The following is a 21,526-nucleotide window of genomic DNA, read 5'->3' as shown; positions in this document are numbered from 1 at the left end:
GTTTTATGTTGAGCAAAAAGATTCGCAACTTCCTGCTATTCGGGGTCATCGCCGCGCTATTCCTGGCGGTGGGCTACTGGAATATCAGCCCGGAGCGCTTCCTCGACCAACCTGCCGCGCAGGTCGACGAAGGCGCTATCGACTATTACGCCACCAACGCCTACAGCGTGCAGTTCCTGCCGGACGGCAAGGTGCAGTACGAAATGACCTCGGACAAGGTCGAGCATTTGAAGACGACCGAAGTCACCCTGCTGACCAATCCGGACCTGAACCTGTATCGCGGCACTGAGTTTCCGTGGCACGTCACCAGCAAGCGTGGCGAGGTGAACCCGGACGGTACCGAGGTAGAACTGATTGATTCGGTGCGTGTTGCACGCACTGACGCCCAGAAACGCGACACGGTGATTACTACCAGTCGCATGACCGTATTCCCGCAGAAGCAATATGCGCAGACCGAGCAAGACGTTAGAATCGACGGCGCTGGCGGTGTATCGACTGGCAAGGGAATGAAAGCGTATTTGAAAGAAAGCAGGATACACCTGCTATCGAACGTAAGAGGACAGTATGAGGCTCGTTAAAACTCTCCCTATTTTGCTCAGTCTGGGCGCAGCACTGGGAAGCGTGAGCGCCTGGGCTCTGCCGAACGATAGCCAGCAGCCGATCCACATCTCGGCTGACGATGCGCAACTGGATGACAAGCAAGGTGTAGCGACCTACACCGGCGGCGTGATCATCACCCAGGGGTCGATGAAGATCACCGGCAATACCGTGACACTGACGCGCACCCCAAACGGTGATATTGACGTCGTGACCTCGGTGGGCAACCTGGCTTACTTCGAACAGAAGCAGTCGGCTACCGATACAGGCCCGATGAAGGGCTACGGCAAGACCATCCAGTACCATGCCCAGCAGAACCGCATTGTATTGATCGACCAGGCCAAGGTGCTGAGCCCCGATGGCAACTCCACGGAAGGTGAAAAAATCACCTATGACACCGTGAAGCAGATCGCCAACGCCGGTCGAGCCAATGGCAACAAGGTAACTGCGCCACGTCCGCGTATCGACATGGTTATCCAGCCGAAGAAGAAGGCCGAGTAATGGCAACCCTGAAAGCCCAGCATCTGGCCAAGGCCTATAAAAGCCGTCAGGTCGTGCGCGACGTCAGCCTGTCGATCGACAGCGGCCAGATCGTCGGCTTGCTCGGCCCCAACGGCGCCGGCAAGACCACATGCTTCTATATGATCGTCGGCCTGGTCCAGGCAGATCAGGGTCGCGTACTGATCGACGACCTGGATGTCAGCCATCAGCCGATGCACGGCCGTGCTCGCGCCGGTATCGGCTATCTCCCGCAAGAAGCCTCGATCTTCCGCAAACTGTCGGTTGCCGACAACATCATGGCTATCCTTGAGACCCGCAAGGAACTCGACCGTGACGGCCGCCGCCAAGAGCTGGAAAGCCTGCTGCAGGAGTTCCACATCAACCACATTCGCGACAACCTTGGCATGAGCCTGTCCGGTGGCGAGCGTCGTCGCGTGGAAATCGCCCGCGCCCTGGCGACCGCGCCAAAGTTCATCCTGCTGGACGAACCGTTTGCCGGCGTCGACCCGATTTCGGTCGGCGACATCAAGCAGATCATCCATCACCTCAAGGCCAAGGGTATCGGCGTATTGATCACCGACCACAACGTGCGTGAAACCCTCGATATCTGCGAAACCGCGTATATCGTCAACGATGGCCAGTTGATCGCCGAAGGCGATTCCGCGACCATCCTGGCCAACGAACTGGTCAAGGAAGTGTACCTGGGTCACGAGTTCCGCCTGTAAAACCACCTGTATGAACAGGGGGTGGCAGGTCGTTTGTCCGAAGCGCGCGTACCAAAGAAAAACCTACGGTTTTTTTATTGTTACCGCGCTCTAGGCAAAGCCCTCGATATCAGGCATATAATTTGCTTATGTTTGGCGCTCACGCGCCCTGTCGTGGATGGCGCATTGCGCCGGCGAATAAGGTGTTAAGCCCCTGCCATGAAACCATCGCTAGTCCTGAGAATGGGCCAGCAGCTGACGATGACACCGCAGCTGCAACAGGCCATCCGCCTGCTCCAATTGTCGACCCTGGACCTGCAACAGGAAATCCAGGAGGCCCTGGAGTCCAATCCGATGCTCGAACGCCAGGAAGAAGGCGACGACTTCGATAATGCAGACCCGCTGGCCGACAACATCGAGCAAAAACCCAATTCCGACGTGCAGGAACCCTCCTACCAGGAAACCGCCCCAACGGTGGATAACCTTGAGGAAGGCGACTGGAACGAACGCATTCCCAACGAACTCCCGGTGGATACCGCCTGGGAAGACGTCTACCAGACCAGCGCGAGCAGCCTGCCCAGCAACGATGATGACGAGTGGGACTTCACCACCCGCACCTCCGCCGGCGAAAGCCTGCAGAGCCATCTGTTGTGGCAACTGAACCTCGCACCGATGTCCGACACCGATCGCCTGATCGCCGTCACGCTGATCGATTGCATCAACAACCAGGGTTATCTGGACGAGACGCTCGAGGAGATTCTGGAGGCCTTCGACCCTGAACTGGACATTGAGCTGGACGAAATCGAAGCCGTCCTGCACCGCATCCAGCAGTTCGAGCCTGCGGGTATTGGCGCCCGCTCCCTGAGCGAATGCCTGTTGCTGCAACTGCGCCAGCTGCCCGCCAAGACACCTTGGCTGGCTGAATCACAGCGCCTGGTCACCGATTACATCGACCTGCTGGGCAGCCGCGACTACAGCCAGTTGATGCGCCGCATGAAGCTCAAAGAAGATGACCTGCGCCAGGTTATCGAACTGGTGCAAAGCCTCAACCCGCGCCCGGGCTCGCAGATCGAGTCCAGCGAAGCCGAATATGTGGTCCCTGACGTGATTGTGCGCAAGGACAACGAACGCTGGCTGGTGGAATTGAACCAGGAGTCGGTGCCACGCCTGCGGGTCAACCCGCAATATGCCGGTTTTGTGCGCCGCGCCGACACCAGCGCCGACAACACCTTCATGCGCAACCAGTTGCAGGAAGCCCGCTGGTTCATCAAGAGCCTGCAGAGCCGTAACGAAACCCTGATGAAAGTTGCCACCCAGATCGTCGAGCATCAGCGCGGCTTCCTGGAATACGGCGACGAGGCGATGAAGCCTCTGGTGCTGCATGACATCGCCGAGGCGGTAGGCATGCACGAATCAACGATTTCACGGGTGACGACGCAAAAATTCATGCATACCCCACGGGGTATATATGAGCTCAAATACTTTTTCTCCAGCCATGTCAGCACCTCCGAAGGCGGCGAATGCTCGTCCACGGCGATCCGCGCGATCATCAAAAAACTGGTTGCCGCGGAAAATCAGAAAAAGCCGTTGAGTGACAGCAAGATCGCTGGTTTACTGGAGGCACAAGGCATTCAGGTCGCCCGTCGAACCGTCGCCAAGTACCGCGAGTCCCTTGGGATCGCGCCTTCCAGCGAGCGTAAGCGTTTGATGTGACGGGCGGGCCACAGCGTTCCAGTGGCAGGCGTCTTTGCCTGCCGCTTTATGCACTGGCAACGAAGGAGAAGCTGTATGCAAGTCAACATCAGTGGACACCAGCTGGAAGTCACCAAGCCCCTGCGTGAGTACACCGAGAGCAAGCTGAACAAGCTTGCGGGGCATTTTGACAAGATCACCAACGTGCAGGTCATCATGGAGGTCGATAAGCTCAAGCAGAAAATCGAGGCCACCCTGCACGTACCGAATGCCAAGCTCGTCGCCAATGCTGAGCATGAGGACATGTACGCGGCGATTGACTCGCTCTACGACAAGCTGGACCGCCAACTCATAAAGCATAAGGAAAAGAATCTGCACCTGATGCAAGGTACAGGTCGTTAACTCTCCCCCCATGATCCGACTTGAAACCATCCTGACCCCCGGCCGTTCCCTCGTGAACGTGCCGGGCGGCAGCAAGAAAAAAGCCCTTGAACAAATTGCCAACCTGATCGCCCGCGAAGTGCCGGATCTGGAGATGCAAGTTGTCTTCGAGGCACTGGTTGCCCGTGAAAAACTCGGTTCCACCGGTTTTGGCAACGGCATCGCCATTCCTCACTGCCGCCTCAAAGGCTGTGACACCCCCGTGAGCGCCCTGCTGCATCTGGAAGCTCCGATCGATTTTGACGCCATCGACGGCGCCCCGGTTGACCTGCTGTTTGTGCTGCTGGTCCCGGAAGCCGCCACCGATGCGCACCTGGAACTGCTCCGGCAGATCGCCAGCATGCTCGACCGCAAGGAGGTACGCGACAAACTGCGCAGTGCCAGCAGCAACGCGGCGCTGTATCAAGTTGTCCTGGATGAACAAAACGGGCAGTAATCATGCGTTTGATCATCGTCAGCGGCCGCTCAGGCTCGGGTAAAAGCACCGCCCTCAATGTTCTTGAGGACAGCGGCTTCTATTGCATCGACAACCTGCCCGCCGGCCTGCTGCCGGAACTGGCCGAACGGGCGCTTATCCACACCGAGTTGGCGCAACCCCTGGTGGCGGTTTCGATTGATGCCCGCAACTTGCCCAGCCATCTCTCGCGCTTCCCGGAACTGCTTGAGGAAGTGCGCGCCAAACATATTCATTGTGATGTGCTGTACCTGGACGCTGACGAAGAGACACTGCTCAAGCGCTTCTCCGAAACCCGTCGACGCCACCCCCTCAGCAGCCCCCACCGCTCCCTGGCCGAAGCCATCGAGGATGAAACCAAGCTGCTGGGGCCGATCATTGACCTGGCCGACCTCAAGATCAACACCACCAGCCTCAACCTGTATCAATTGCGTGACGCCATCAAGTTGCGCCTGCTCAACCAGCCCGAACCCGGTACGGCGTTTCTGGTCGAGTCATTTGGTTTCAAGCGGGGGATGCCGGTGGATGCCGACCTAGTGTTCGATGTGCGCTGTCTGCCCAACCCCTACTGGAAACCTGAACTGCGCGAGCAGTCCGGGTTGGACCAACCTGTGGCTGAGTATCTGGCCGCACAGCCTGATGTGGAGGAGATGTTCCAGGACATTTCCAACTATTTGCTCAAATGGTTGCCACGCTTTGCCGCGAGTAACCGGGCCTATGTCACGATTGCCATTGGCTGCACAGGCGGCCACCACCGCTCCGTCTACCTGACCGAGCGCCTGGGCCAGGTGCTGCAACAAACCCTCAAGAACGTCCAGGTCCGCCACCGCGACCTTAGCTGAAAGGAACACCCCCGCGATGCCCGCTCTGGAAATTGAAATCATCAACAAGCTGGGTTTGCACGCCCGAGCCTCGGCCAAGTTCGTCGGCGTTGCCGGGCAGTTTCCCTGCCAGATCCGCGCCGGGCGCACCCCGGAAACCATGGTCGATGGCAAAAGCATCATGGCCATGATGATGCTGGCTGCCGGCAAGGGCACAAAGATTCATTTGAAGACCGAAGGCGAGCAAGAGCAGGAAGCGCTGGACGCCCTGGTGGCGCTGATCAACAACTACTTTGACGAGGGCGAATAAACCCGCTTTTGACTCAGGCACGAGGCCGCAATGGCCTCAGCCCAACGCAGTATCCATCACCATCATCAAGCAGAACCCGATGCACAAGCCAAGGCTGGCCAGCTTTTCGTGGCCATTGCGGCGCGATTCGGGGATGACTTCGTGAGTCACCACCAGCAACATCGCCCCAGCCGCCAATGCCAGCCCCAAAGGCAACAACACTTGTGCGAGGCTCACCAACCAGGCGCACAGCACGGCGAATACCGGCTCTACCAAACCTGAGGCCGCGCCGATCAGGAATGCCTTGACCCGCGACATCCCCGCCCCCGCCAATACCAAGGCAATCACCAGGCCTTCGGGCACATCCTGCAAAGCAATGCCCATGGCCAGGCTGTCGGCATCCGGCATGCCGCCACCGGCGGAAACGCCGACCGCCATGCCTTCCGGAATGTTGTGAGCGATAATGGCGAACACAAACAGCCAGATGCGTGGAGGAATCACCGGTTTGTCGGGGCTACCCACCAGCATCTCCGGGCTGGCTCCAGAGACCTTGCGGTCGACCAGATACAACCCGAACGCCCCCAGCATGATGCCCAAGCTGATCAAGCCGCCAGCGCCCCAGGGCGAGAGCCCCAGGCTTTGCGCCGCAGTAATACCCGGCACGACCAGCGAAAAGGCGGTTGCCGCCAGCATCACTCCAGCACCAAAGCCCAGCAAGGTATCGCTCAAGGCTACCGGCATCCGCCGAATCACCAGCACCGGAACCGCGCCCAACGCCGTGCCAAGCGCGCATATCGCCCCGCCCTGCAACGCGCGCAGGATGCGCGGCGCCAGGTCCAGCCAGGCCAGCCCATGGGCCACCAGCAATGCAGCCCCCGCCAATAGCAGCAGCGAACCAAACGCATAACGAAACATCCGCACGCTGCTGATCGCCAGTGTTTCAGTACCCATAGTCGGCCTTAGATCTTGTTATGAAGACGAATGTCAGGCCAGAGCGGCCTGATAGCGTGCGGCGACTTCTGGCCAGTTGATAACGCTGTAGAAGGCATTGATGTATTCAGGACGACGGTTCTGGTACAGCAAGTAGTAGGCGTGCTCCCAGACATCCAGGCCAAGGATGGGCGTGTTGCCGCTCATCAACGGGCTGTCCTGGTTGCCGCTGCTTTCCACCACCAGGGTCTTTTGCGGCGTAACGCTCAGCCAGGCCCAGCCACTACCGAAACGCGTCAATGCGGCTTTGGTGAACGCCTCCTTGAAGCTATCGAAGCCGCCCAACTGGTCGTCAATCGCCTTGCCCAGTGCGCCCTCGGGCTTGCCCCCCTTTAGGTGACATCACCGCCCAGAACAACGAATGGTTGGCATGACCACCACCCTGGTTGATCACCGCTGCACGCAGTTTTTCCGGCAGTTGCTGAACGCTGGCCACCAGTTTCTCCACCGGCCAACCGGCGAACTCAGTGCCCTCTACCGCCGCGTTCAAGTTGTTGATGTAGGTCTGGTGATGCTTGGTGTAGTGAATCTCCATGGTTTGCGCATCGATATGCGGTTCCAGGGCGTCGTAGGCATAAGGCAAGGCAGGCAGGGTGTAAGTCATATCAATGTGCTCCGTATTGAGGCGTATTCGGCTGCGCCGCAGTACCGCCCAGCAGGCGATGGGTACGCGGGTACTCGCCGTGATCGCTGATGAAATTCAACAGTTCGACGTAGGTCTTGCTGCTCTGGCGCAGCGCTGCTTCGCGTAATTGCGGGCTCAAGCGCAAGTCCTGCATGGCCTGCAGCAGGCGCTGGTGGATGGCACACAGGTATTCGGCGCTTTCTTCCGGCTGGTTGAGGCGCAGGTGCAGGTCCGCCAGGTTGTGATGGGAAATGACACAGGCTGCCACTGCTTCGTCAGCATCCGCCCAGCGTTCGAACAACACGTGGGCCAGGGCCAGGGCCTGCAAATAGGCTTCGCGAGCGTCCACCAGTTCGCCCCGCATAAAGCAGCGATTGGCGCGTTCGATCGTGCGTTTCCAGTGCTCCATGGTGAGCCTCCAAAGCAGGGTCTGTGGTTATACGCCGCCGGCCGTGAGCTTTTCCGGATCCAACAGGATTTCCAGCTGGCTGCGAGGCAAGTCGGTGTGTTCAAGGGCGACATCAATCACTGGACGGCCCTGCTGATAGGCTTGTTTGGCGATTTCAGCGGCCTTTTGGTAACCAATGATCGGGTTGAGTGCGGTGACCAGAATCGGGTTGCGCGACAGCGCTTCCTTGAGCTTGGCTTCGTTGACTTTGAAACTGGCGATGGCTTTGTCTGCCAGCAGGCGGCTGGAATTGGCCAGCAACTCGAGGCTGCTGAGCAGGTTTTGGGCAATGATCGGCAGCATTACATTCAGCTCGAAGTTGCCGGATTGGCCCGCGACGGTGATCACCGTGTCATTGCCGATTACCTGGGCGGCGACCATCGCAGTCGCCTCCGGGATCACCGGATTGACCTTGCCCGGCATGATCGAAGAGCCGGGCTGCAAGCCTTCCAGCTCGATTTCACCCAGACCGGCAAGCGGGCCGGAGTTCATCCAGCGCAGGTCATTGGCGATTTTCATCAACGACACGGCGGTAGCTTTCAACTGTCCGGAGACGGCGACAGCGGTGTCCTGGGAGCCGATCAACGCGAACAGGTTCTTGCCGGGGGTGAATTTAACCCCCGTCAGCCCGCTTAGTTGCTGGCTGAAGCGTGCGGCGAATTCAGGATGCGCGTTAATCCCGGTGCCCACCGCCGTGCCGCCCTGTGCCAGGGCTTGCAGGCTTGGCAACAAGTCCTGCAAATGACCGATATTGGCCTTGAGTTGCTGCGCCCAGCCATTGAGCACCTGGCTCATGCGCACCGGCATGGCATCCATGAGGTGCGTGCGCCCGGTTTTGATGAACGGGTGAACCTCTTCGGCTTTGCGCTCGATCACCTGCACCAGGTGCAGCAGGGCCGGCAATGTTTGCTCATGCAGCACCAGCGCGGCACTGACATGGAGGGTGGTCGGAATGATGTCGTTGCTGCTTTGCCCACAGTTCACGTGGTCGTTAGGGTTGACCGCCTCACCGAGCAAACGGCTGGCCAGGGTAGCGATCACTTCGTTGGCGTTCATGTTGGAGCTTGTGCCGGAACCGGTCTGGAAGATATCCACCGGGAAATGCGGCATGAAATCACCTTCAAGCAAACCCTGGGCGGCATCGACGATGGCCTTGCCCTGCCCTTCACTGATCTGCTTGAGGTCGACGTTGACCTTGGCGGCTGCGGCCTTGGCCAGAATCAGCGCACGAATGAATTGCGCCGGCATGGGTTGGTGGCTGATCGGAAAGTTATTCACCGCGCGCTGGGTTTGGGCGCCATACAGGGCCTCGGCAGGTACTTGCAGTTCGCCCATGCTGTCGCGTTCGATACGGGTGTTACTCATCGTTAGATCCTTGCACCAAGTCGGAGTGAGAAATCGAAGGCAGCAATTGGCACGTCGCCAATTGCCAGGCAAAGGTCTGCCAGCGCTTGAGGCGGCAGGCACAGTGGGAGAGTTTTTCCAGGTCACGCAGCGGTCGCCAGGCCTGGTCCAGGCACATGGAGCGCCAATGCCAGGGCAACGCGATATCGCTGGCGGTGTCGATCAACAGACGGAAAGAGGTTTCAGCGATCGTCCACGGATGAGTCGCGGTGCAGCACGCCAGGTATCGCCCCTCATTGAGGTAATGTTCGATCAGGCGAGGCTCATTGGGATCGAGGCCGCAGCGAATCTGACGACTCATCCAGCGCCAGCTTTCCAGGTACGGATCCTCATGCAGGACAGAACTCATGATCCACACTCATTCGGTAATGATATTTATTATTAAATGATATTGAGAATCAAAGCAACGCCAACATGGTCTTCCACTTTTCCTGCGCCCATAAAAAAAGCGCGCTATCCGGGGATAGCGCGCTTCTTATTTGTGGAACGAGTCGGTCAGCTGCCCGCGACGGTCATCCGCTCGATTAGTACCGAACCCGTGCGAATATTGCTACGCAATTCCAAGTCATTACCTACCGCGACGATTTGTTTGAACATGTCGCGCATATTGCCGGCGATGGTCACTTCCTGGACGGCGAATTGAATCTCACCGTTTTCCACCCAAAAGCCCGCCGCGCCACGGGAATAATCACCGGTAACCATGTTCAAGCCGTGCCCCATCAATTCGGTCACCAGCAGGCCACGCCCCATACGCCGCAGCAGCGCCGCCTGGTCTTCGTCGCCATGAGTTACGAACAGGTTATGCACGCCGCCCGAGTTGGCAGTACTTGGCAGGCCAAGTTTACGGCCGGCGTAGGTGCCCAGCACGTAGGACACCAACTCACCCTTCTCGACGAACGGTTTGGCATAGGTCGCCAAGCCATCACCATCGAACGCCGCGCTGCCCATGGCGCGCATCAAGTGCGGTCGCTCATCGATGGTCAGCCAGTGCGGAAACAGCTCCTGGCCAATTGCCCCCTCAAGAAACGACGACTTGCGATACAGGTTGCCGCCGGAAATCGCCCCCAGGAAACTGCCGAATAACCCACCGGCCAGTTCCGCCGAAAACAGCACGGGCACCTCACAGGTCGGCACCGGGCGTGCGCCCAAACGACTCGCAGCACGTTGTGCGGCGCGCTGGCCAATACTCACAGGGTCTGCCAGCAATTCACCCTGGCGGTTTACGTCATACCAGTAATCACGCTGCATCTGCTGGCCATTGGCCTCGGCGATCATGACGCAGCTCAAGCTATGGCGGGTGGACGCATAACCGCCGATAAAACCATGGCTGTTACCGTATACGCGGCAACCCTGATGGGTGCTCAATGTGGTGCCATCAGCGTTCTTGATGCGGGCATCAGCATCGAACGCGGCGGCTTCGCAGGTCAGTGCCTGTTCAATGGCCTGCTCTGGCGTGATGTCCCAGGCGTGGAACAGATCAAAGTCTTTCAAGTCCTTGGCCATCAACGCCTTGTCGGCCAGGCCTGAGCTTTCGTCCTCGGAGGTGTGCTTGGCGATGGCCAACGCGGCGGCCACGGTCTCACGAATCGCGTCCAGGCCACTGGCCGAGGTACTGGCTGAGCCTTTGCGCTGCCCCACGTACAAGGTGATGCCAAACCCCTGGTCACGGTTGAACTCAACGGTTTCCACTTCCCGCTGGCGTACCGACGTTGACAACCCCTGCTCCAGCGACACCGCGACTTCACACGCACTGGCCCCCTGGCGCTTGGCCTCGGCAAGGATCTGCTCGACTTGTTCCTGCAGGGCCGGTAACGCTTGTGGGCCGACGCTTTGGGCTGCACTCATGGTTTTCTCCACTCAAATTCTGCTTTCGGTTAAGGCCATCGAGCGACCGGGCCGGACAAGCGGCCCCCGACTGGTTATCATGGCGGCGTTTCTTTGCGGACTGCCACCATGGTTGATTCTTACGACGACTCCCTCGATGGGGAGAAAAGCAAAACCCAGGTCAAACGTGAGCTGCATGCTCTGGTTGACCTTGGCGAGCGCCTTACAACGCTCAAAAAAGACTTGATTGCAAAACTGCCGCTGACCGACGAAATGCGCCGGGCACTTGCGGACGCGCCCAAGCACACCGCGAATATCGCGCGTAAACGGCACATCATGTTTATCGGCAAGCTGATGCGTGATCAGGACACTGACGCCATTCTGGCCTTGCTCGATCAAACCGATGCCTCCACTCGCCAGTACAATGAACGCTTCCACAACCTGGAGCGTTGGCGTGACCGCCTGATTTCGGGCGATGACGCAGTGCTGGAAAAATTCGTGCTGGACTACCCGGACGCGGACCGCCAGCAATTGCGCTCCCTCATCCGTCAGGCCCAACACGAGCAGGCGCATAACAAGGCGCCGGCCACCAGCCGTAAAATCTTCAAGTACATCCGTGAGCTGGACGAGACTCAACGCGGCCTGCGTTGATGCCCTTCCCCGGGTGGCGGCCCTCGCCACCCGAAGCTCCACCGCTTACGATCCCGTGCCACCCACGGTGATTGCATCGATCTTCAGCGTTGGCTGGCCGACACCCACCGGCACCGACTGCCCATCTTTCCCACAGGTGCCCACGCCGCTGTCCAGCGACAGGTCGTTACCGACCATCGACACCTTGCTCATGGCCTCCGGCCCGTTGCCAATCAACGTTGCCCCTTTGACCGGCGCGGTAATCTTGCCGTCTTCGATCAGGTACGCCTCGCTGGTGGAGAACACGAACTTGCCGCTGGTGATATCCACTTGGCCGCCGCCGAGGTTGGCGCAATAGATGCCACGCTTCACCGACGCGATGATTTCCGCCGGGTCGCTTTCGCCGCCGAGCATGTAGGTATTGGTCATACGCGGCATCGGCAGATGGGCGTAGGACTCACGGCGACCGTTACCGGTACGCGCCACGCCCATCAGGCGGGCATTGAGCTTGTCTTGCATGTAGCCCTTGAGCACACCGTTTTCGATCAGCGTGGTGCATTCGGTGGGTGTGCCTTCGTCGTCCACGCTCAGCGAGCCCCGACGACCGGCCAGGGTGCCGTCATCGACGATGGTGCACAACTTGGATGCAACCATTTCGCCCATGCGCCCGCTATAGGCGGAGCTGCCCTTGCGGTTGAAGTCGCCTTCCAGGCCATGCCCCACCGCTTCGTGCAACAACACGCCGGACCAACCCGAACCCAACACCACCGGCAACGTACCCGCCGGTGCCGGAATGGCTTCCAAGTTCACCAGCGCCTGACGCAGCGCTTCACGGGCATAGCCCATCGCGCGGTCTTCGGCGAGGAAATAACGGTAGTCGGTTCGCCCGCCACCACCATGACCACCGCGCTCACGGCGGCCGTTCTGTTCGACGATCACGCTGACGTTGAAGCGCACCAACGGTCGAACATCCGCCGCCAGGCCACCATCGGTCGAGGCCACCAGGATGCGTTCCCATACGCCCGCCATGCTCACGGTAACCTGCTGGATACGCGGGTCCAGGGCGCGGGTGGCCGCGTCGACACGCTTTAGCAGCTCGACCTTTTCCGCACGGCTGATCACTTCCAGTGGGTTATCCGGCGCGTACAACTGGGCCACGTCCTGGGTGCTGAACGCCTGCACCGTACCGTTTTGGCCGGCGCGGGAAATCGAGCGCGCCGCACGAGCGGCCAGGCCCAAGGCCTCCAGGGTGATCGCGTTGCTGTAGGCAAAACCGGTTTTTTCCCCGGATTGCGCCCGCACACCGACGCCCTGGTCGAGATTAAAACTGCCTTCCTTGACGATGCCATCTTCCAGCGCCCAGGACTCGGATATCTGCCCTTGGAAATACAGGTCTGCCGCGTCGATACCCGGCCCGGCGAGATCACCCAGCACGGTTTGCAAACTTTCGATGGTCACGCCACCGGGTGCCAGGAGGTGTTCACTGACTGAGGACAACAACTCGCTCATAGGTTTGGCCTTAAATTCATCGTTGCGAGGCAGGCCGCTGCGCGCCCTGCGAGAAAAAGCGCCGATGGTTGACCACCGGCATGCGCGCCCGTATCGACGCTTGTTCACTGCTATCGCGCGCGGACAACAACACCGCTTCGCCTTGATCCTGTTGAGACAACACACGCCCCCACGGATCGACAATCGCCGCATGGCCATAGGTTTCCCGTGGCCCCGGATGCACACCGCCCTGGGCTGCCGCCAGCAAATAGCACTGGGTTTCGATGGCGCGGGCGCGGATCAGCACATCCCAATGCGCCGCTCCGGTCACGGCGGTAAAGGCCGAGGGCGCGGAAATCAGTTCAGCCCCCGCCGCACGCAACTCGCTGTACAACTCGGGGAAGCGCAGGTCGTAACACACCGTCATGCCCAGGCGACCGACCGGCGTATCGGCCACCACCACATGGCTTCCGAAAGCATAGTCATCGGATTCGCGATAGCGACCCCGAGCGTCCGCCACATCCACATCAAACAAATGCAGCTTGTCGTAACGGGCAACGATTTCGCCGCGATCATCGATCAGCAGCGAACAGGCATTGGGCTTGGCGTGCGGTTGATCCCTGGGCGGCAACGGCAATGTGCCAGCCACTATCCATAAGGTGAGGTCGCGGGCGGTCTGTTTCAACCAGGGCAGTATCGGACCTTCACCCAGCGCTTCGGCACGACCGATATCCGCCACATCGCGACGGCCCATGGCGGCGAAGTTTTCCGGCAGCACCGCAAGCTTCGCACCGCCGGCCGCCGCTTGTTCCAGCAAACGCCGGGCCTGGGCCAGGTTGGCCAGTACGTCGCTCTGGCTGACCATTTGAATTACCGCAAAGGACATGGGCCGACACTCCGTAATGGGCATGCGGCCATGCTACTCCACAGACCCTCAGTTTGGTTTTTCAAATGGTTTGTCGAAGCTGATTTTCGGGTCCTTCCACGGCCCTTCCACTTTGTATTGCACGCTGGCAAAACGCGAAACCCGGTCGCCGATCAGCTTGTCGATCAGGAACAATGCACCGCCAATGGCCGGTGCGCCGACGATCAGCGCCGCGATCGGCAAGTTGTTGGTCACCGGCAACGTCACCAACAGCTTGGCATCCACGCGGTCAGCCACAAGGTCCAGGGTGCCGTTGAGCTCCAGGTTGCTCGACGGGCCGGTCAATGTGATCGGTTCGCGGGTCACGAACACACCATTGCTCGCGGCCAACAACCCTTTGACCCGGTCATAGCTCAAGCCTTTGCCAAGCAGGTCCGAAAAGTCCAGGCGCAGTCTGCGCCCGATGGAGTTGAAGTTGAGCAGGCCGAAAACCCGCAGCGCCTGCGCACCGCCTTCCACTTCAACGAACTGGCCCTTGCGAAAGGTTGCATCCAGGCTGCCGGAGAAGCGTTTTGGCCCGACCCAGGCCGGCGAACCCGGCCAACGCCCATCCACATCCAGATGGAAGTCCTCGCTGGTTACCGTTGGCGCATAGCCCCAACCCTTGAGCACGTCGCCGATGTTCTTGCCGTCCAGGCGCCCCTTGTACCAACTGCCGCTGTCGCCCTGTGCTCCTTCCCATCCTCCGGCCCCCTTAAGCAGCATGCCCTTGAGGCCCAAGTCCAGATCGTTGAAGGCCAGGCCCTTGGCGGTAGGTCGAATCTTCAGCGACCAGGCGCCCACCAGGTCCGGGCCCTGGAACAGCTGGTCAATAGCGATATCCAGCGCTGGAATATCCTTGGGGTCGATGCTCGCCAGTGGGTCCGGCGCATTTTCATCCGCCTGTACGGAAGGGTCCACTGCCGGCAGTTTTACGTATTGCAGGTTGATCGCAATCGGTGCGCCCTTGGCATCCGGCAGGTTCACGCGCCCCTTGGCCTGCTGACTGTCGAACTGCAGGCCCCACGCCGCGGCTTTGCGATCGAGTTGCAAATTGACCTGATCGAACTGGGTGCCTAAACCCGTGAGCTTGCCAATCTTGAAATCGGCACTGCTCAACAGTTGCTTGGCGCTGCCGCCCGGATCGTTGCCGGCGTATTGGTTGACCAGCTTTCTCCACGGATCGATGTCCAGCTCCGACAGCACGCCCCGAATGCGCAAACCCTTGGCGCCCGGCAGTACTGCGTCGCCATCTCCGAGGAACAACTCGCCACGGCCCTCATTGAATTTGTCCGGCGGCGCGGCGAAGGTGAAGTTCGCCAGTTCACCATAATCGAACCAATACCGGCGCTCGGCGCCTTGCAAGGTCATGCGAAAGACGCTGTCACGCCCCTGGCTGGCCGGCATGCCGAACGGCGCCGGCAGGTCCAGCGCAACGCCCTTGAGGTTGGAACTGATCATCAACTGGCTGTCGGCACCGTCCAGGTTCAGTTGTAACTGGTACGGAATGTCGCCGGACACCGGCAGCGGCTGAGTTATTTTTAGCCAGTCCATCAGTCGCTTGACCGTGACCTGCCCTTTGGCTGCGACACGGGTACTGATATTGCCCGGCTTGCCATCGGCAAAAATCTGCGCGGTGATAGGCCGGTCAAACGCCTGGGCGGTAATTTTTTCGCCACTCAGGCCCTTGGTGCTGTCAAAACGGAAATCGCCCTTGAGCTGCGTCAGGTCCAGGGTGGGTTCCGCCAATTGCAGCCGTGCCTTATCGGTCTGGAAGTCCACCACGATCTTGGGCTCAGTGCCTTTGGCCAACGGAATATCCAGGTCCAGCTTGCCTTGGAGGTCGCCCTCGCCCTTCCAACCGGCAAAGGTCGAAGCGGTGCCGATCGGCGCCTCTTGAAGAATTTTCAGGCCATCACCCAGGCCGCCGGCAAACGCCCCGGTCAGCAGTAAATGGCTGTCCTTGCCGGGCAGAGCGTGGGGAATATTGACGTAGATGTCCTTGACCTGGGTGTCGAGCAACTGGCCTTTGTCGGCCAGAATGCGGACGCCGCTCTCCTCGACAAACACCTCGCCATCGACCTTGCTCACATGGGGCCAGCCCGGCTGGAACGCCAACTCGGCGTCATGCACCTTGAAGAACAGGCTGATATTGCGCGAGGCCGGCAGCGCACCATGGCTCAGCGAGCCCTGATACTGGAAGAACCCCTGGTCTACCGCGCCCTTGAGAATCGCGGTGCGCAGCCACTCATCCAATGCGGGGCTCAGCACTGCGGGGAGGTATTTGGGGGTGAAGCGCCCATCGCCATCGACCAGGCCGACCCGCAGGTCCATATAGTCTTCCTGGTTATGGTCGAAATTGAGGCGAATAAGGAAGTCGGCGGCAATCTTGCCCTCTTCACCCAGCACCTTGATATAAGGGGCGATCAGGGTGAAGCCTTGTTTATCGAGCTTCCAGGTCAGCCGCGCATTGGCCTGCAGGTATTGCCAGGGCTTGGCGAAGATCGGGTCGAGGTGCAGGGAGAAATCCTTGCTGTCCATGCGCAGTTCGCCATGGCCCAGGTCGCCGCTGATACTACCGGATACATTGCGTGCGGCCGGCGCGCCAAAGTAGGCATCAAAGCCCACCCGTTCCAGGTTGGCGGCAAAACTGACTTTTTGATCGGTAGTGTCCTGGGGACGAAAATCCACCAGCACATTACGCAGCAGGCCAGTGGCCTTGAGATGTTCGACGGTTTTGGCGAAGCCTTCCGGCAATGGCGCCAGAGCGTTGAGCAGCGGCGTGATCGGTGTCAGGTCGAGGCGGTCAGCCTGCAGTTTCCAGACCTCCTGGCCCTTGTCGGTCGCCAGGCTCTGCTGCAATTGCAGGCGCGATTCCCAACGGGTATCGCCCAGGTTCATCGCCAACGAATCAAACAGCACCTTCATGCCGCTATCACTGCGTTGCAGGTAGGCGGTAAGGGCGAGGTTTTCGATGTGCACCGGCTTGCGCTCGGCGTAACTGCCCTTGACCTGCGGCGAGTTGAGGCGCACCACCGCGCTTTGCACGGCGCCTTTGCCCCAGTTCAGCCAGAACTCCCCGCCGGCCTTGAACTGCGTGAGCTTCCACTGCTGGGTCAGCTTGCTCGGAATCCACTTGGCCCAGTCGCTCTGCGGCAGGCTGAGGTAGGCCTGGACTTCGGCGTCTTTCCATTGACTGGCACGTATGCGGCTGCGCAGGCTGACAGCCAGGGGCTGGCCGTCGGGCAGGGTCAGGCGCGCGTCGAGACGTTGGCGGGTGATGCCGGTATGCAGGCTAAAGCCCACATAGGTAAGGGTGAGGGGCGATTGGTCGAGCGGTTGCAAGGTGACCTGGCTGTCGAGCAGCGACACGCGCTTGACCCTCTGCAGGCGCGTGAGCAGTTGCTGCGGGTCAAGCGGTTGGTCGTCCTGCATCGGCAGGCCTTGCAGTGCCCAATGGCCGTCCCTGTCTTCCTTGGCACTCAGTTGCAGGCCACTGACTTGCAAGTGAGCCAGGCGCACTTCACGCGCCATCAGGCTGGCCCAGATATCCGGCACCACTTCCACCTGATCCAGGCGCAAGGCATTGCTGCCTTCGCCCACCATCACATCGCGGGCCAGCACCACCGGTGCGAAACCGCTCCAGCGCCCTTCAAGCATGCCGATGTGCATCGGCATGCCGACCGCGGCCTGGGCCTTGGCCTCGACCTGCGCTCGGTATTCGGCAACAAGCGGTGTCAACTCACGCCCCAGGCTCACGTACACCGCCGCCAAAACCAGCAGCAAGGCGCACAGGCCCAAGCCCCAACGGGTCAAAGCGGCAAAAAAGCGTGTCAGACGCTCCATGTCAGGCGACCCTCAAGGCAGTAGGCAGGCGGCAGACAAGGTCTGCCGGGATCAAAAAAGGCAAGCGAATGGGGATCAGAGCAGCACCACGTCGTATTGTTCCTGGGAATACATGGTTTCTACCTGGAAGCGAATCGTGCGCCCGATAAATCCCTCCAACTCGGCAACGTTACCGGACTCTTCATCCAGCAGGCGGTCGACCACTTTCTGGTTGGCAAGCACTCTATAACCTTCGGCCTGGTAGGCCCGCGCCTCTCGTAAGATTTCCCGGAAAATCTCGTAGCAAACCGTTTCCGGAGTTTTCAACTTACCGCGCCCCTGGCAACTGCTGCACGGCTCGCACAGCACCTGCTCCAGGCTTTCGCGGGTACGTTTGCGGGTCATTTGCACCAGTCCCAGCTCGGTAATACCGATGATGTTGGTCTTGGCGTGATCGCGTTCCAGTTGTTTCTCGAGCGTGCGCAGCACCTGGCGCTGGTGCTCTTCGTCTTCCATGTCGATGAAGTCGATGATGATGATGCCGCCCAGGTTGCGCAGGCGCAGTTGGCGCGCAATCGCGGTGGCCGCTTCGAGGTTGGTCTTGAAGATGGTCTCTTCGAGGTTGCGATGGCCGACAAAAGCGCCGGTGTTGACGTCGATGGTGGTCATGGCTTCCGCCGGGTCCACCACCAGATAGCCACCGGACTTGAGCGGCACCTTGCGCTCCAGTGCCTTCTGGATTTCATCTTCGACGCCGTACAGGTCGAAGATCGGCCGCTCACCAGGATAGTGTTCCAGGCGGTCGGCAATTTCCGGCATCAGCTCGGCAACAAATTGCGTGGTGCGCTGGAAGGTTTCCCGCGAGTCGATGCGAATTTTCTCAATCTTGGGGCTGACCAGGTCGCGCAGCGTGCGCAAGGCCAGGCCCAGGTCTTCATAAATGACACTTGGCGCGCCGATGGTCTTGATCTGGGCGCCGATCTGATCCCACAGCCGTCGCAGGTAACGGATGTCCATCAGAATCTCATCGGCCCCGGCGCCTTCCGCGGCGGTACGCAGGATAAAACCGCCGGCCTCCTTGATGCCTTCGGCGGCCACGCAGTCGCTGACCACCTTCTTCAGGCGTTCGCGCTCGCCTTCATCCTCGATCTTGAGGGAGATACCGACGTGGGCGGTACGCGGCATGTACACCAGATAACGCGAAGGAATCGACAGTTGCGTGGTCAGGCGCGCGCCCTTGGAACCGATGGGGTCCTTGGTGACTTGCACCACCAGGCTCTGCCCTTCATGCACCAGGGCGCTGATACTTTCGACCGCCGGGCCTTCACGCAGGGAGATTTCCGAAGCATGGATAAACGCGGCACGGTCCAGGCCGATGTCGACGAATGCCGCCTGCATCCCCGGCAGCACGCGCACTACCTTGCCTTTGTAGATATTGCCAACGATCCCGCGCTTCTGGGTGCGCTCGACGTGTACTTCCTGCAAAACACCGTTCTCTACCACCGCCACGCGCGATTCCATCGGCGTGATATTGATCAGAATCTCTTCACTCATGGCTGGGTCTCGTTCAGGCGTTTTCACAATAGTGGCCGGTCGCTTAAGGCTGGGCGCTGGAGTAACGCGTTCAGCGCGCGGTAAGGTGTTGCCAACAGGGTATGCCGAATCGGCCAAGCAGTTGCGCGGTTTCGCACACCGGCAGGCCTACCACGGCGGAATAACTGCCGTTGAGCCCGGCGACAAACACCGAGCCAAGCCCTTGAATAGCATAGCCGCCCGCCTTGTCTTGCGGTTCGCCGCTGTGCCAGTAGGTTGTAGCCTCCTCCACAGAAACCTCGCGAAAAAGTACACGACTCCTGACACATCGGGTTTCGCAGCGCAGCCCATCGGTGAGGGCAATGGCCGTGAGCACCTCATGCTCACGGCCCGCCAAGGCCATCAACATCGCCAAGGCGTCGGCTTGGTCTACCGGCTTGCCGAGGATCTTGCCGTCGACAATCACCGCCGTGTCGGCACCCAACACGCAGGCATCCGACGTTTGCTCAAGCGCAGCAAAACCCGCCGCCGCCTTGCCGCGCGCAAGACGCTCGACATAGGCAACAGCGGATTCATTGGGGATGGGAGTTTCGTCAATAGCGGCGCTGACCACCTTGAAGGGCACACCGATCTGGGTCAGCAGTTCACGTCGCCTCGGGGAGCCGGAGGCCAGATAAAGCGAATTCATGCAGACTCTCCCTGTAGGGTTCGATAACCAGGCAGAGCCTCGCAATCCATTCAATTGATTTTATAGCGACGACGCAGCCCACGCAGGCCGAAACTGATCCATGGCCACAGCAGCGCGCTGACCAGCGCCGGCAGCACCAGCGCCAGGGTTGGCTGGCGGTTGCCGGTCAAGGCGCTGAGCCATAACTGAACAAGCTGCGCCAGGCCGAAAATCACCAGGATCACCAGGCATTGCTGCCACATCGGGAACATACGCAAACGCTGCTGCAGCGACAGTACCAGGAAGGTGATCAAGGTCAGGATCAACGCGTTCTGGCCCAGCAAGGTGCCATACAGCACATCTTCCGCCAAGCCCAGGAACATGGCCGTGACCATGCCCACTTTATGTGGCAGGTTCAGCGACCAGAACGCCAGCAACAAGGCCAGCCACAGCGGGCGCAGGATTTCCATGAATTGCGGCAGCGGCGAAACGCTGAGCAGCAGGCCGACCGCGAATGTCAGCCACACGATCCAACCATTGCGCGAATGAGTACCGGCCATTATTCCTCCCTCTGCCGCGTGGTCGCCGGGGCTGCAGTCGCAGGCTTGACGGCAGGCGTGGTGGTAGCAGGCGTGGTGGCCGGCGGTTTGGCGGCCGCCGGTTTTACCGGGTGGGTGTTATGCGCTGCAGGCTTGACCGGCGTGGCCACTGGCGCCGCTGCGGCCGGAGTGGCCACCGGTGCAGTTGGGGCCGCCGGCGCAGGCTTGGGCACGGTTGCAGGAATGATCGGCGCCGTGCCGTTCTTCTTGTCCTCCGCTTCCTGGGCCTGGGCGGCGTCATTGGCGCGCTCTTCCGGGGTGCGGTTATCACTGAACACCAGCAGCAGGTAGCGGCTGCGGTTCAGGGCTGCGGTGGGAACGGCGCGCACGATGGCAAATGGCTGGCCGGAATCATGGATCACTTCCTTGACCGTCGCCACCGGGTAGCCGGCCGGGAAACGCTGGCCCAAGCCGGAACTGACCAATAGGTCGCCTTCCTTGATGTCGGCGGTGTCGGCCACGTGACGGAGTTCAAGGCGCTCGGGGTTACCGGTGCCGCTGGCGATGGCGCGCAAGCCGTTACGGTTGACTTGCACGGGAATGCTGTGGGTTGTATCCGTCAGCAGCAATACCCGCGAGGTGTAGGGCATCAGCTCCACCACTTGGCCCATCAGGCCACGCGCATCGAGCACCGGCTGGCCCAGGACCACACCATCGCGCTCACCCTTGTTGATGATGATGCGATGTGTGAAGGGGTTGGGGTCCATGCCGATCAACTCGGCCACTTCGACTTTCTCGTTGACCAGCGCGGAAGAATTGAGCAACTCGCGCAGCCGTACGTTCTGCTCGGTGAGGGCCGCGAGCTTTTGCATGCGCCCCTGCAACAGCAGGTTTTCGGTCTTGAGTTTTTCGTTTTCGGCGACGAGCTCGGTGCGGCTGCCGAACTGGCTCGCCACGCCCTGGAACAGACGTTGCGGCAGGTCGGTGATCCAGTAGGTCTGCATCAACACCAGCGACATCTGGCTACGCACGGGCTTGAGCAGTGCAAAACGAGCATCGACCACCATCAGCGCGACCGAAAGCACGACCAGCACCAATAAGCGCACGCCCAATGAGGGGCCTTTGGCGAAAAGCGGTTTAATAAGCCGCT

The 21,526-nt window shown here is 60.1% G+C and carries 21 protein-coding genes and 1 pseudogene; 9 read left to right on the top strand and 13 right to left on the bottom strand.

Features of this window, described 5'->3' with window-relative positions; translation table 11 throughout:
* The first annotated feature begins 5 nt into the window (after nt 1–5).
* The 8 genes from lptC (at nt 6) to AB4O25_RS22910 (ending at nt 5,520) form a co-directional block, all read left to right on the top strand.
* Entirely contained in the window at nt 6–578 is a 573-nt protein-coding gene (lptC, locus tag AB4O25_RS22945) for an LPS export ABC transporter periplasmic protein LptC (RefSeq protein ID WP_017526135.1), read from the top strand.
* A complete protein-coding gene (gene lptA, locus AB4O25_RS22940; protein WP_017526134.1) occupies nt 565–1,098 on the top strand; it encodes a lipopolysaccharide transport periplasmic protein LptA in 534 nt (177 codons plus the stop codon). Before lptC ends, lptA begins: the two co-directional genes overlap by 14 nt.
* Nucleotides 1,098–1,823: an LPS export ABC transporter ATP-binding protein gene (lptB, locus tag AB4O25_RS22935; protein ID WP_004372092.1), complete on the top strand. Its 726-nt coding sequence runs from the start codon at nt 1,098–1,100 to the stop codon at nt 1,821–1,823. Before lptA ends, lptB begins: the two co-directional genes overlap by 1 nt.
* 198 nt (nt 1,824–2,021) lie before the next feature.
* Nucleotides 2,022–3,515: an RNA polymerase factor sigma-54 gene (locus AB4O25_RS22930; protein WP_460150002.1), complete on the top strand. Its 1,494-nt coding sequence runs from the start codon at nt 2,022–2,024 to the stop codon at nt 3,513–3,515.
* Nucleotides 3,516–3,590: 75 nt separating this feature from the next.
* The gene (gene hpf / locus AB4O25_RS22925) at nt 3,591–3,896 is read left to right on the top strand and encodes a ribosome hibernation-promoting factor, HPF/YfiA family (protein ID WP_003171804.1); all 306 of its coding nucleotides are present in this window, start codon (nt 3,591–3,593) and stop codon (nt 3,894–3,896) included.
* Between the two features lie 10 nt (nt 3,897–3,906).
* The gene (gene ptsN / locus AB4O25_RS22920) at nt 3,907–4,371 is read left to right on the top strand and encodes a PTS IIA-like nitrogen regulatory protein PtsN (protein ID WP_017526132.1); all 465 of its coding nucleotides are present in this window, start codon (nt 3,907–3,909) and stop codon (nt 4,369–4,371) included.
* 2 nt (nt 4,372–4,373) lie between these two features.
* Nucleotides 4,374–5,231, top strand: a complete 858-nt coding sequence (gene rapZ / locus AB4O25_RS22915; RefSeq protein WP_460150001.1) for an RNase adapter RapZ — start codon at nt 4,374–4,376, stop codon at nt 5,229–5,231.
* A gap of 16 nt (nt 5,232–5,247) precedes the next feature.
* Nucleotides 5,248–5,520: an HPr family phosphocarrier protein gene (locus tag AB4O25_RS22910; protein ID WP_068936328.1), complete on the top strand. Its 273-nt coding sequence runs from the start codon at nt 5,248–5,250 to the stop codon at nt 5,518–5,520.
* Between the two features lie 36 nt (nt 5,521–5,556).
* Here the strand turns inward: AB4O25_RS22910 and AB4O25_RS22905 are convergent, their stop codons facing one another.
* The 6 genes and pseudogenes from AB4O25_RS22905 to pmbA all read right to left on the bottom strand — a co-directional run bounded on the left by AB4O25_RS22905 (nt 5,557) and on the right by pmbA (nt 10,811).
* A complete protein-coding gene (locus AB4O25_RS22905; RefSeq protein ID WP_017526129.1) occupies nt 5,557–6,450 on the bottom strand; it encodes a ZIP family metal transporter in 894 nt (297 codons plus the stop codon).
* 33 nt (nt 6,451–6,483) lie between these two features.
* Nucleotides 6,484–7,093, bottom strand: a pseudogene (locus tag AB4O25_RS22900) (superoxide dismutase).
* 1 nt (nt 7,094) lies between these two features.
* The gene (locus tag AB4O25_RS22895) at nt 7,095–7,523 is read right to left on the bottom strand and encodes a hypothetical protein (RefSeq protein ID WP_017526127.1); all 429 of its coding nucleotides are present in this window, start codon (nt 7,521–7,523) and stop codon (nt 7,095–7,097) included.
* 27 nt (nt 7,524–7,550) lie between these two features.
* On the bottom strand, nt 7,551–8,927 hold the full coding sequence (locus AB4O25_RS22890; RefSeq protein WP_017526126.1) for a class II fumarate hydratase: 1,377 nt from the start codon (nt 8,925–8,927) through the stop codon (nt 7,551–7,553).
* Complete coding sequence (locus tag AB4O25_RS22885; RefSeq protein ID WP_017526125.1) at nt 8,920–9,315, bottom strand: hypothetical protein; 396 nt, start codon at nt 9,313–9,315, stop codon at nt 8,920–8,922. Before AB4O25_RS22885 ends, AB4O25_RS22890 begins: the two co-directional genes overlap by 8 nt.
* Before the next feature lie 146 nt (nt 9,316–9,461).
* Complete coding sequence (pmbA, locus tag AB4O25_RS22880; RefSeq protein ID WP_460150000.1) at nt 9,462–10,811, bottom strand: metalloprotease PmbA; 1,350 nt, start codon at nt 10,809–10,811, stop codon at nt 9,462–9,464.
* A 108-nt stretch (nt 10,812–10,919) separates the two neighbouring features.
* Between pmbA and yjgA the strand changes: the two genes are divergently transcribed.
* The gene (gene yjgA / locus AB4O25_RS22875; RefSeq protein WP_017138246.1) at nt 10,920–11,441 is read left to right on the top strand and encodes a ribosome biogenesis factor YjgA; all 522 of its coding nucleotides are present in this window, start codon (nt 10,920–10,922) and stop codon (nt 11,439–11,441) included.
* A gap of 45 nt (nt 11,442–11,486) precedes the next feature.
* Here yjgA and tldD read toward each other — a convergent pair whose 3' ends face one another.
* The 7 genes from tldD to mreC all read right to left on the bottom strand — a co-directional run bounded on the left by tldD (nt 11,487) and on the right by mreC (nt 21,488).
* Nucleotides 11,487–12,929 (bottom strand): metalloprotease TldD, encoded by a 1,443-nt coding sequence (gene tldD / locus AB4O25_RS22870; protein WP_017529090.1) that lies wholly within the window; start codon nt 12,927–12,929, stop codon nt 11,487–11,489.
* Nucleotides 12,930–12,945: 16 nt separating this feature from the next.
* On the bottom strand, nt 12,946–13,794 hold the full coding sequence (locus AB4O25_RS22865; protein ID WP_460149999.1) for a carbon-nitrogen hydrolase family protein: 849 nt from the start codon (nt 13,792–13,794) through the stop codon (nt 12,946–12,948).
* Nucleotides 13,795–13,842: 48 nt separating this feature from the next.
* Entirely contained in the window at nt 13,843–17,658 is a 3,816-nt protein-coding gene (locus tag AB4O25_RS22860; protein WP_017529088.1) for a YhdP family protein, read from the bottom strand.
* A 75-nt stretch (nt 17,659–17,733) separates the two neighbouring features.
* Nucleotides 17,734–19,191: a ribonuclease G gene (gene rng / locus AB4O25_RS22855; RefSeq protein WP_003171790.1), complete on the bottom strand. Its 1,458-nt coding sequence runs from the start codon at nt 19,189–19,191 to the stop codon at nt 17,734–17,736.
* Between the two features lie 70 nt (nt 19,192–19,261).
* Nucleotides 19,262–19,858: a Maf family protein gene (locus AB4O25_RS22850; protein ID WP_065877287.1), complete on the bottom strand. Its 597-nt coding sequence runs from the start codon at nt 19,856–19,858 to the stop codon at nt 19,262–19,264.
* Between the two features lie 50 nt (nt 19,859–19,908).
* Nucleotides 19,909–20,397: a rod shape-determining protein MreD gene (mreD, locus tag AB4O25_RS22845; protein WP_017530097.1), complete on the bottom strand. Its 489-nt coding sequence runs from the start codon at nt 20,395–20,397 to the stop codon at nt 19,909–19,911.
* A complete protein-coding gene (gene mreC, locus AB4O25_RS22840) occupies nt 20,397–21,488 on the bottom strand; it encodes a rod shape-determining protein MreC (RefSeq protein WP_068936336.1) in 1,092 nt (363 codons plus the stop codon). Before mreC ends, mreD begins: the two co-directional genes overlap by 1 nt.
* Nucleotides 21,489–21,526: the final 38 nt, after the last annotated feature.

The sequence above is a fragment of the Pseudomonas sp. S3_A03 genome (genome assembly GCF_054668275.1).
This window is presented reverse-complemented; position numbering and strand designations above follow the sequence as displayed.

Coding starts and splice junctions, on each gene's coding strand:
- lptA (WP_017526134.1), top strand. CDS start 565: ATGAGGCTCGTTAAAACTCTCCCTATTTTGCTCAGTCTGGGCGCAGCA.
- pmbA (WP_460150000.1), bottom strand. CDS start 10,811: ATGAGTGCAGCCCAAAGCGTCGGCCCACAAGCGTTACCGGCCCTGCAG.
- rapZ (WP_460150001.1), top strand. CDS start 4,374: ATGCGTTTGATCATCGTCAGCGGCCGCTCAGGCTCGGGTAAAAGCACC.
- lptB (WP_004372092.1), top strand. CDS start 1,098: ATGGCAACCCTGAAAGCCCAGCATCTGGCCAAGGCCTATAAAAGCCGT.
- tldD (WP_017529090.1), bottom strand. CDS start 12,929: ATGAGCGAGTTGTTGTCCTCAGTCAGTGAACACCTCCTGGCACCCGGT.
- hpf (WP_003171804.1), top strand. CDS start 3,591: ATGCAAGTCAACATCAGTGGACACCAGCTGGAAGTCACCAAGCCCCTG.
- AB4O25_RS22885 (WP_017526125.1), bottom strand. CDS start 9,315: ATGAGTTCTGTCCTGCATGAGGATCCGTACCTGGAAAGCTGGCGCTGG.
- AB4O25_RS22910 (WP_068936328.1), top strand. CDS start 5,248: ATGCCCGCTCTGGAAATTGAAATCATCAACAAGCTGGGTTTGCACGCC.
- AB4O25_RS22890 (WP_017526126.1), bottom strand. CDS start 8,927: ATGAGTAACACCCGTATCGAACGCGACAGCATGGGCGAACTGCAAGTA.
- rng (WP_003171790.1), bottom strand. CDS start 19,191: ATGAGTGAAGAGATTCTGATCAATATCACGCCGATGGAATCGCGCGTG.
- AB4O25_RS22865 (WP_460149999.1), bottom strand. CDS start 13,794: ATGTCCTTTGCGGTAATTCAAATGGTCAGCCAGAGCGACGTACTGGCC.
- mreD (WP_017530097.1), bottom strand. CDS start 20,397: ATGGCCGGTACTCATTCGCGCAATGGTTGGATCGTGTGGCTGACATTC.
- lptC (WP_017526135.1), top strand. CDS start 6: ATGTTGAGCAAAAAGATTCGCAACTTCCTGCTATTCGGGGTCATCGCC.
- yjgA (WP_017138246.1), top strand. CDS start 10,920: ATGGTTGATTCTTACGACGACTCCCTCGATGGGGAGAAAAGCAAAACC.
- AB4O25_RS22905 (WP_017526129.1), bottom strand. CDS start 6,450: ATGGGTACTGAAACACTGGCGATCAGCAGCGTGCGGATGTTTCGTTAT.
- AB4O25_RS22850 (WP_065877287.1), bottom strand. CDS start 19,858: ATGAATTCGCTTTATCTGGCCTCCGGCTCCCCGAGGCGACGTGAACTG.
- AB4O25_RS22860 (WP_017529088.1), bottom strand. CDS start 17,658: ATGGAGCGTCTGACACGCTTTTTTGCCGCTTTGACCCGTTGGGGCTTG.
- AB4O25_RS22930 (WP_460150002.1), top strand. CDS start 2,022: ATGAAACCATCGCTAGTCCTGAGAATGGGCCAGCAGCTGACGATGACA.
- ptsN (WP_017526132.1), top strand. CDS start 3,907: ATGATCCGACTTGAAACCATCCTGACCCCCGGCCGTTCCCTCGTGAAC.
- AB4O25_RS22895 (WP_017526127.1), bottom strand. CDS start 7,523: ATGGAGCACTGGAAACGCACGATCGAACGCGCCAATCGCTGCTTTATG.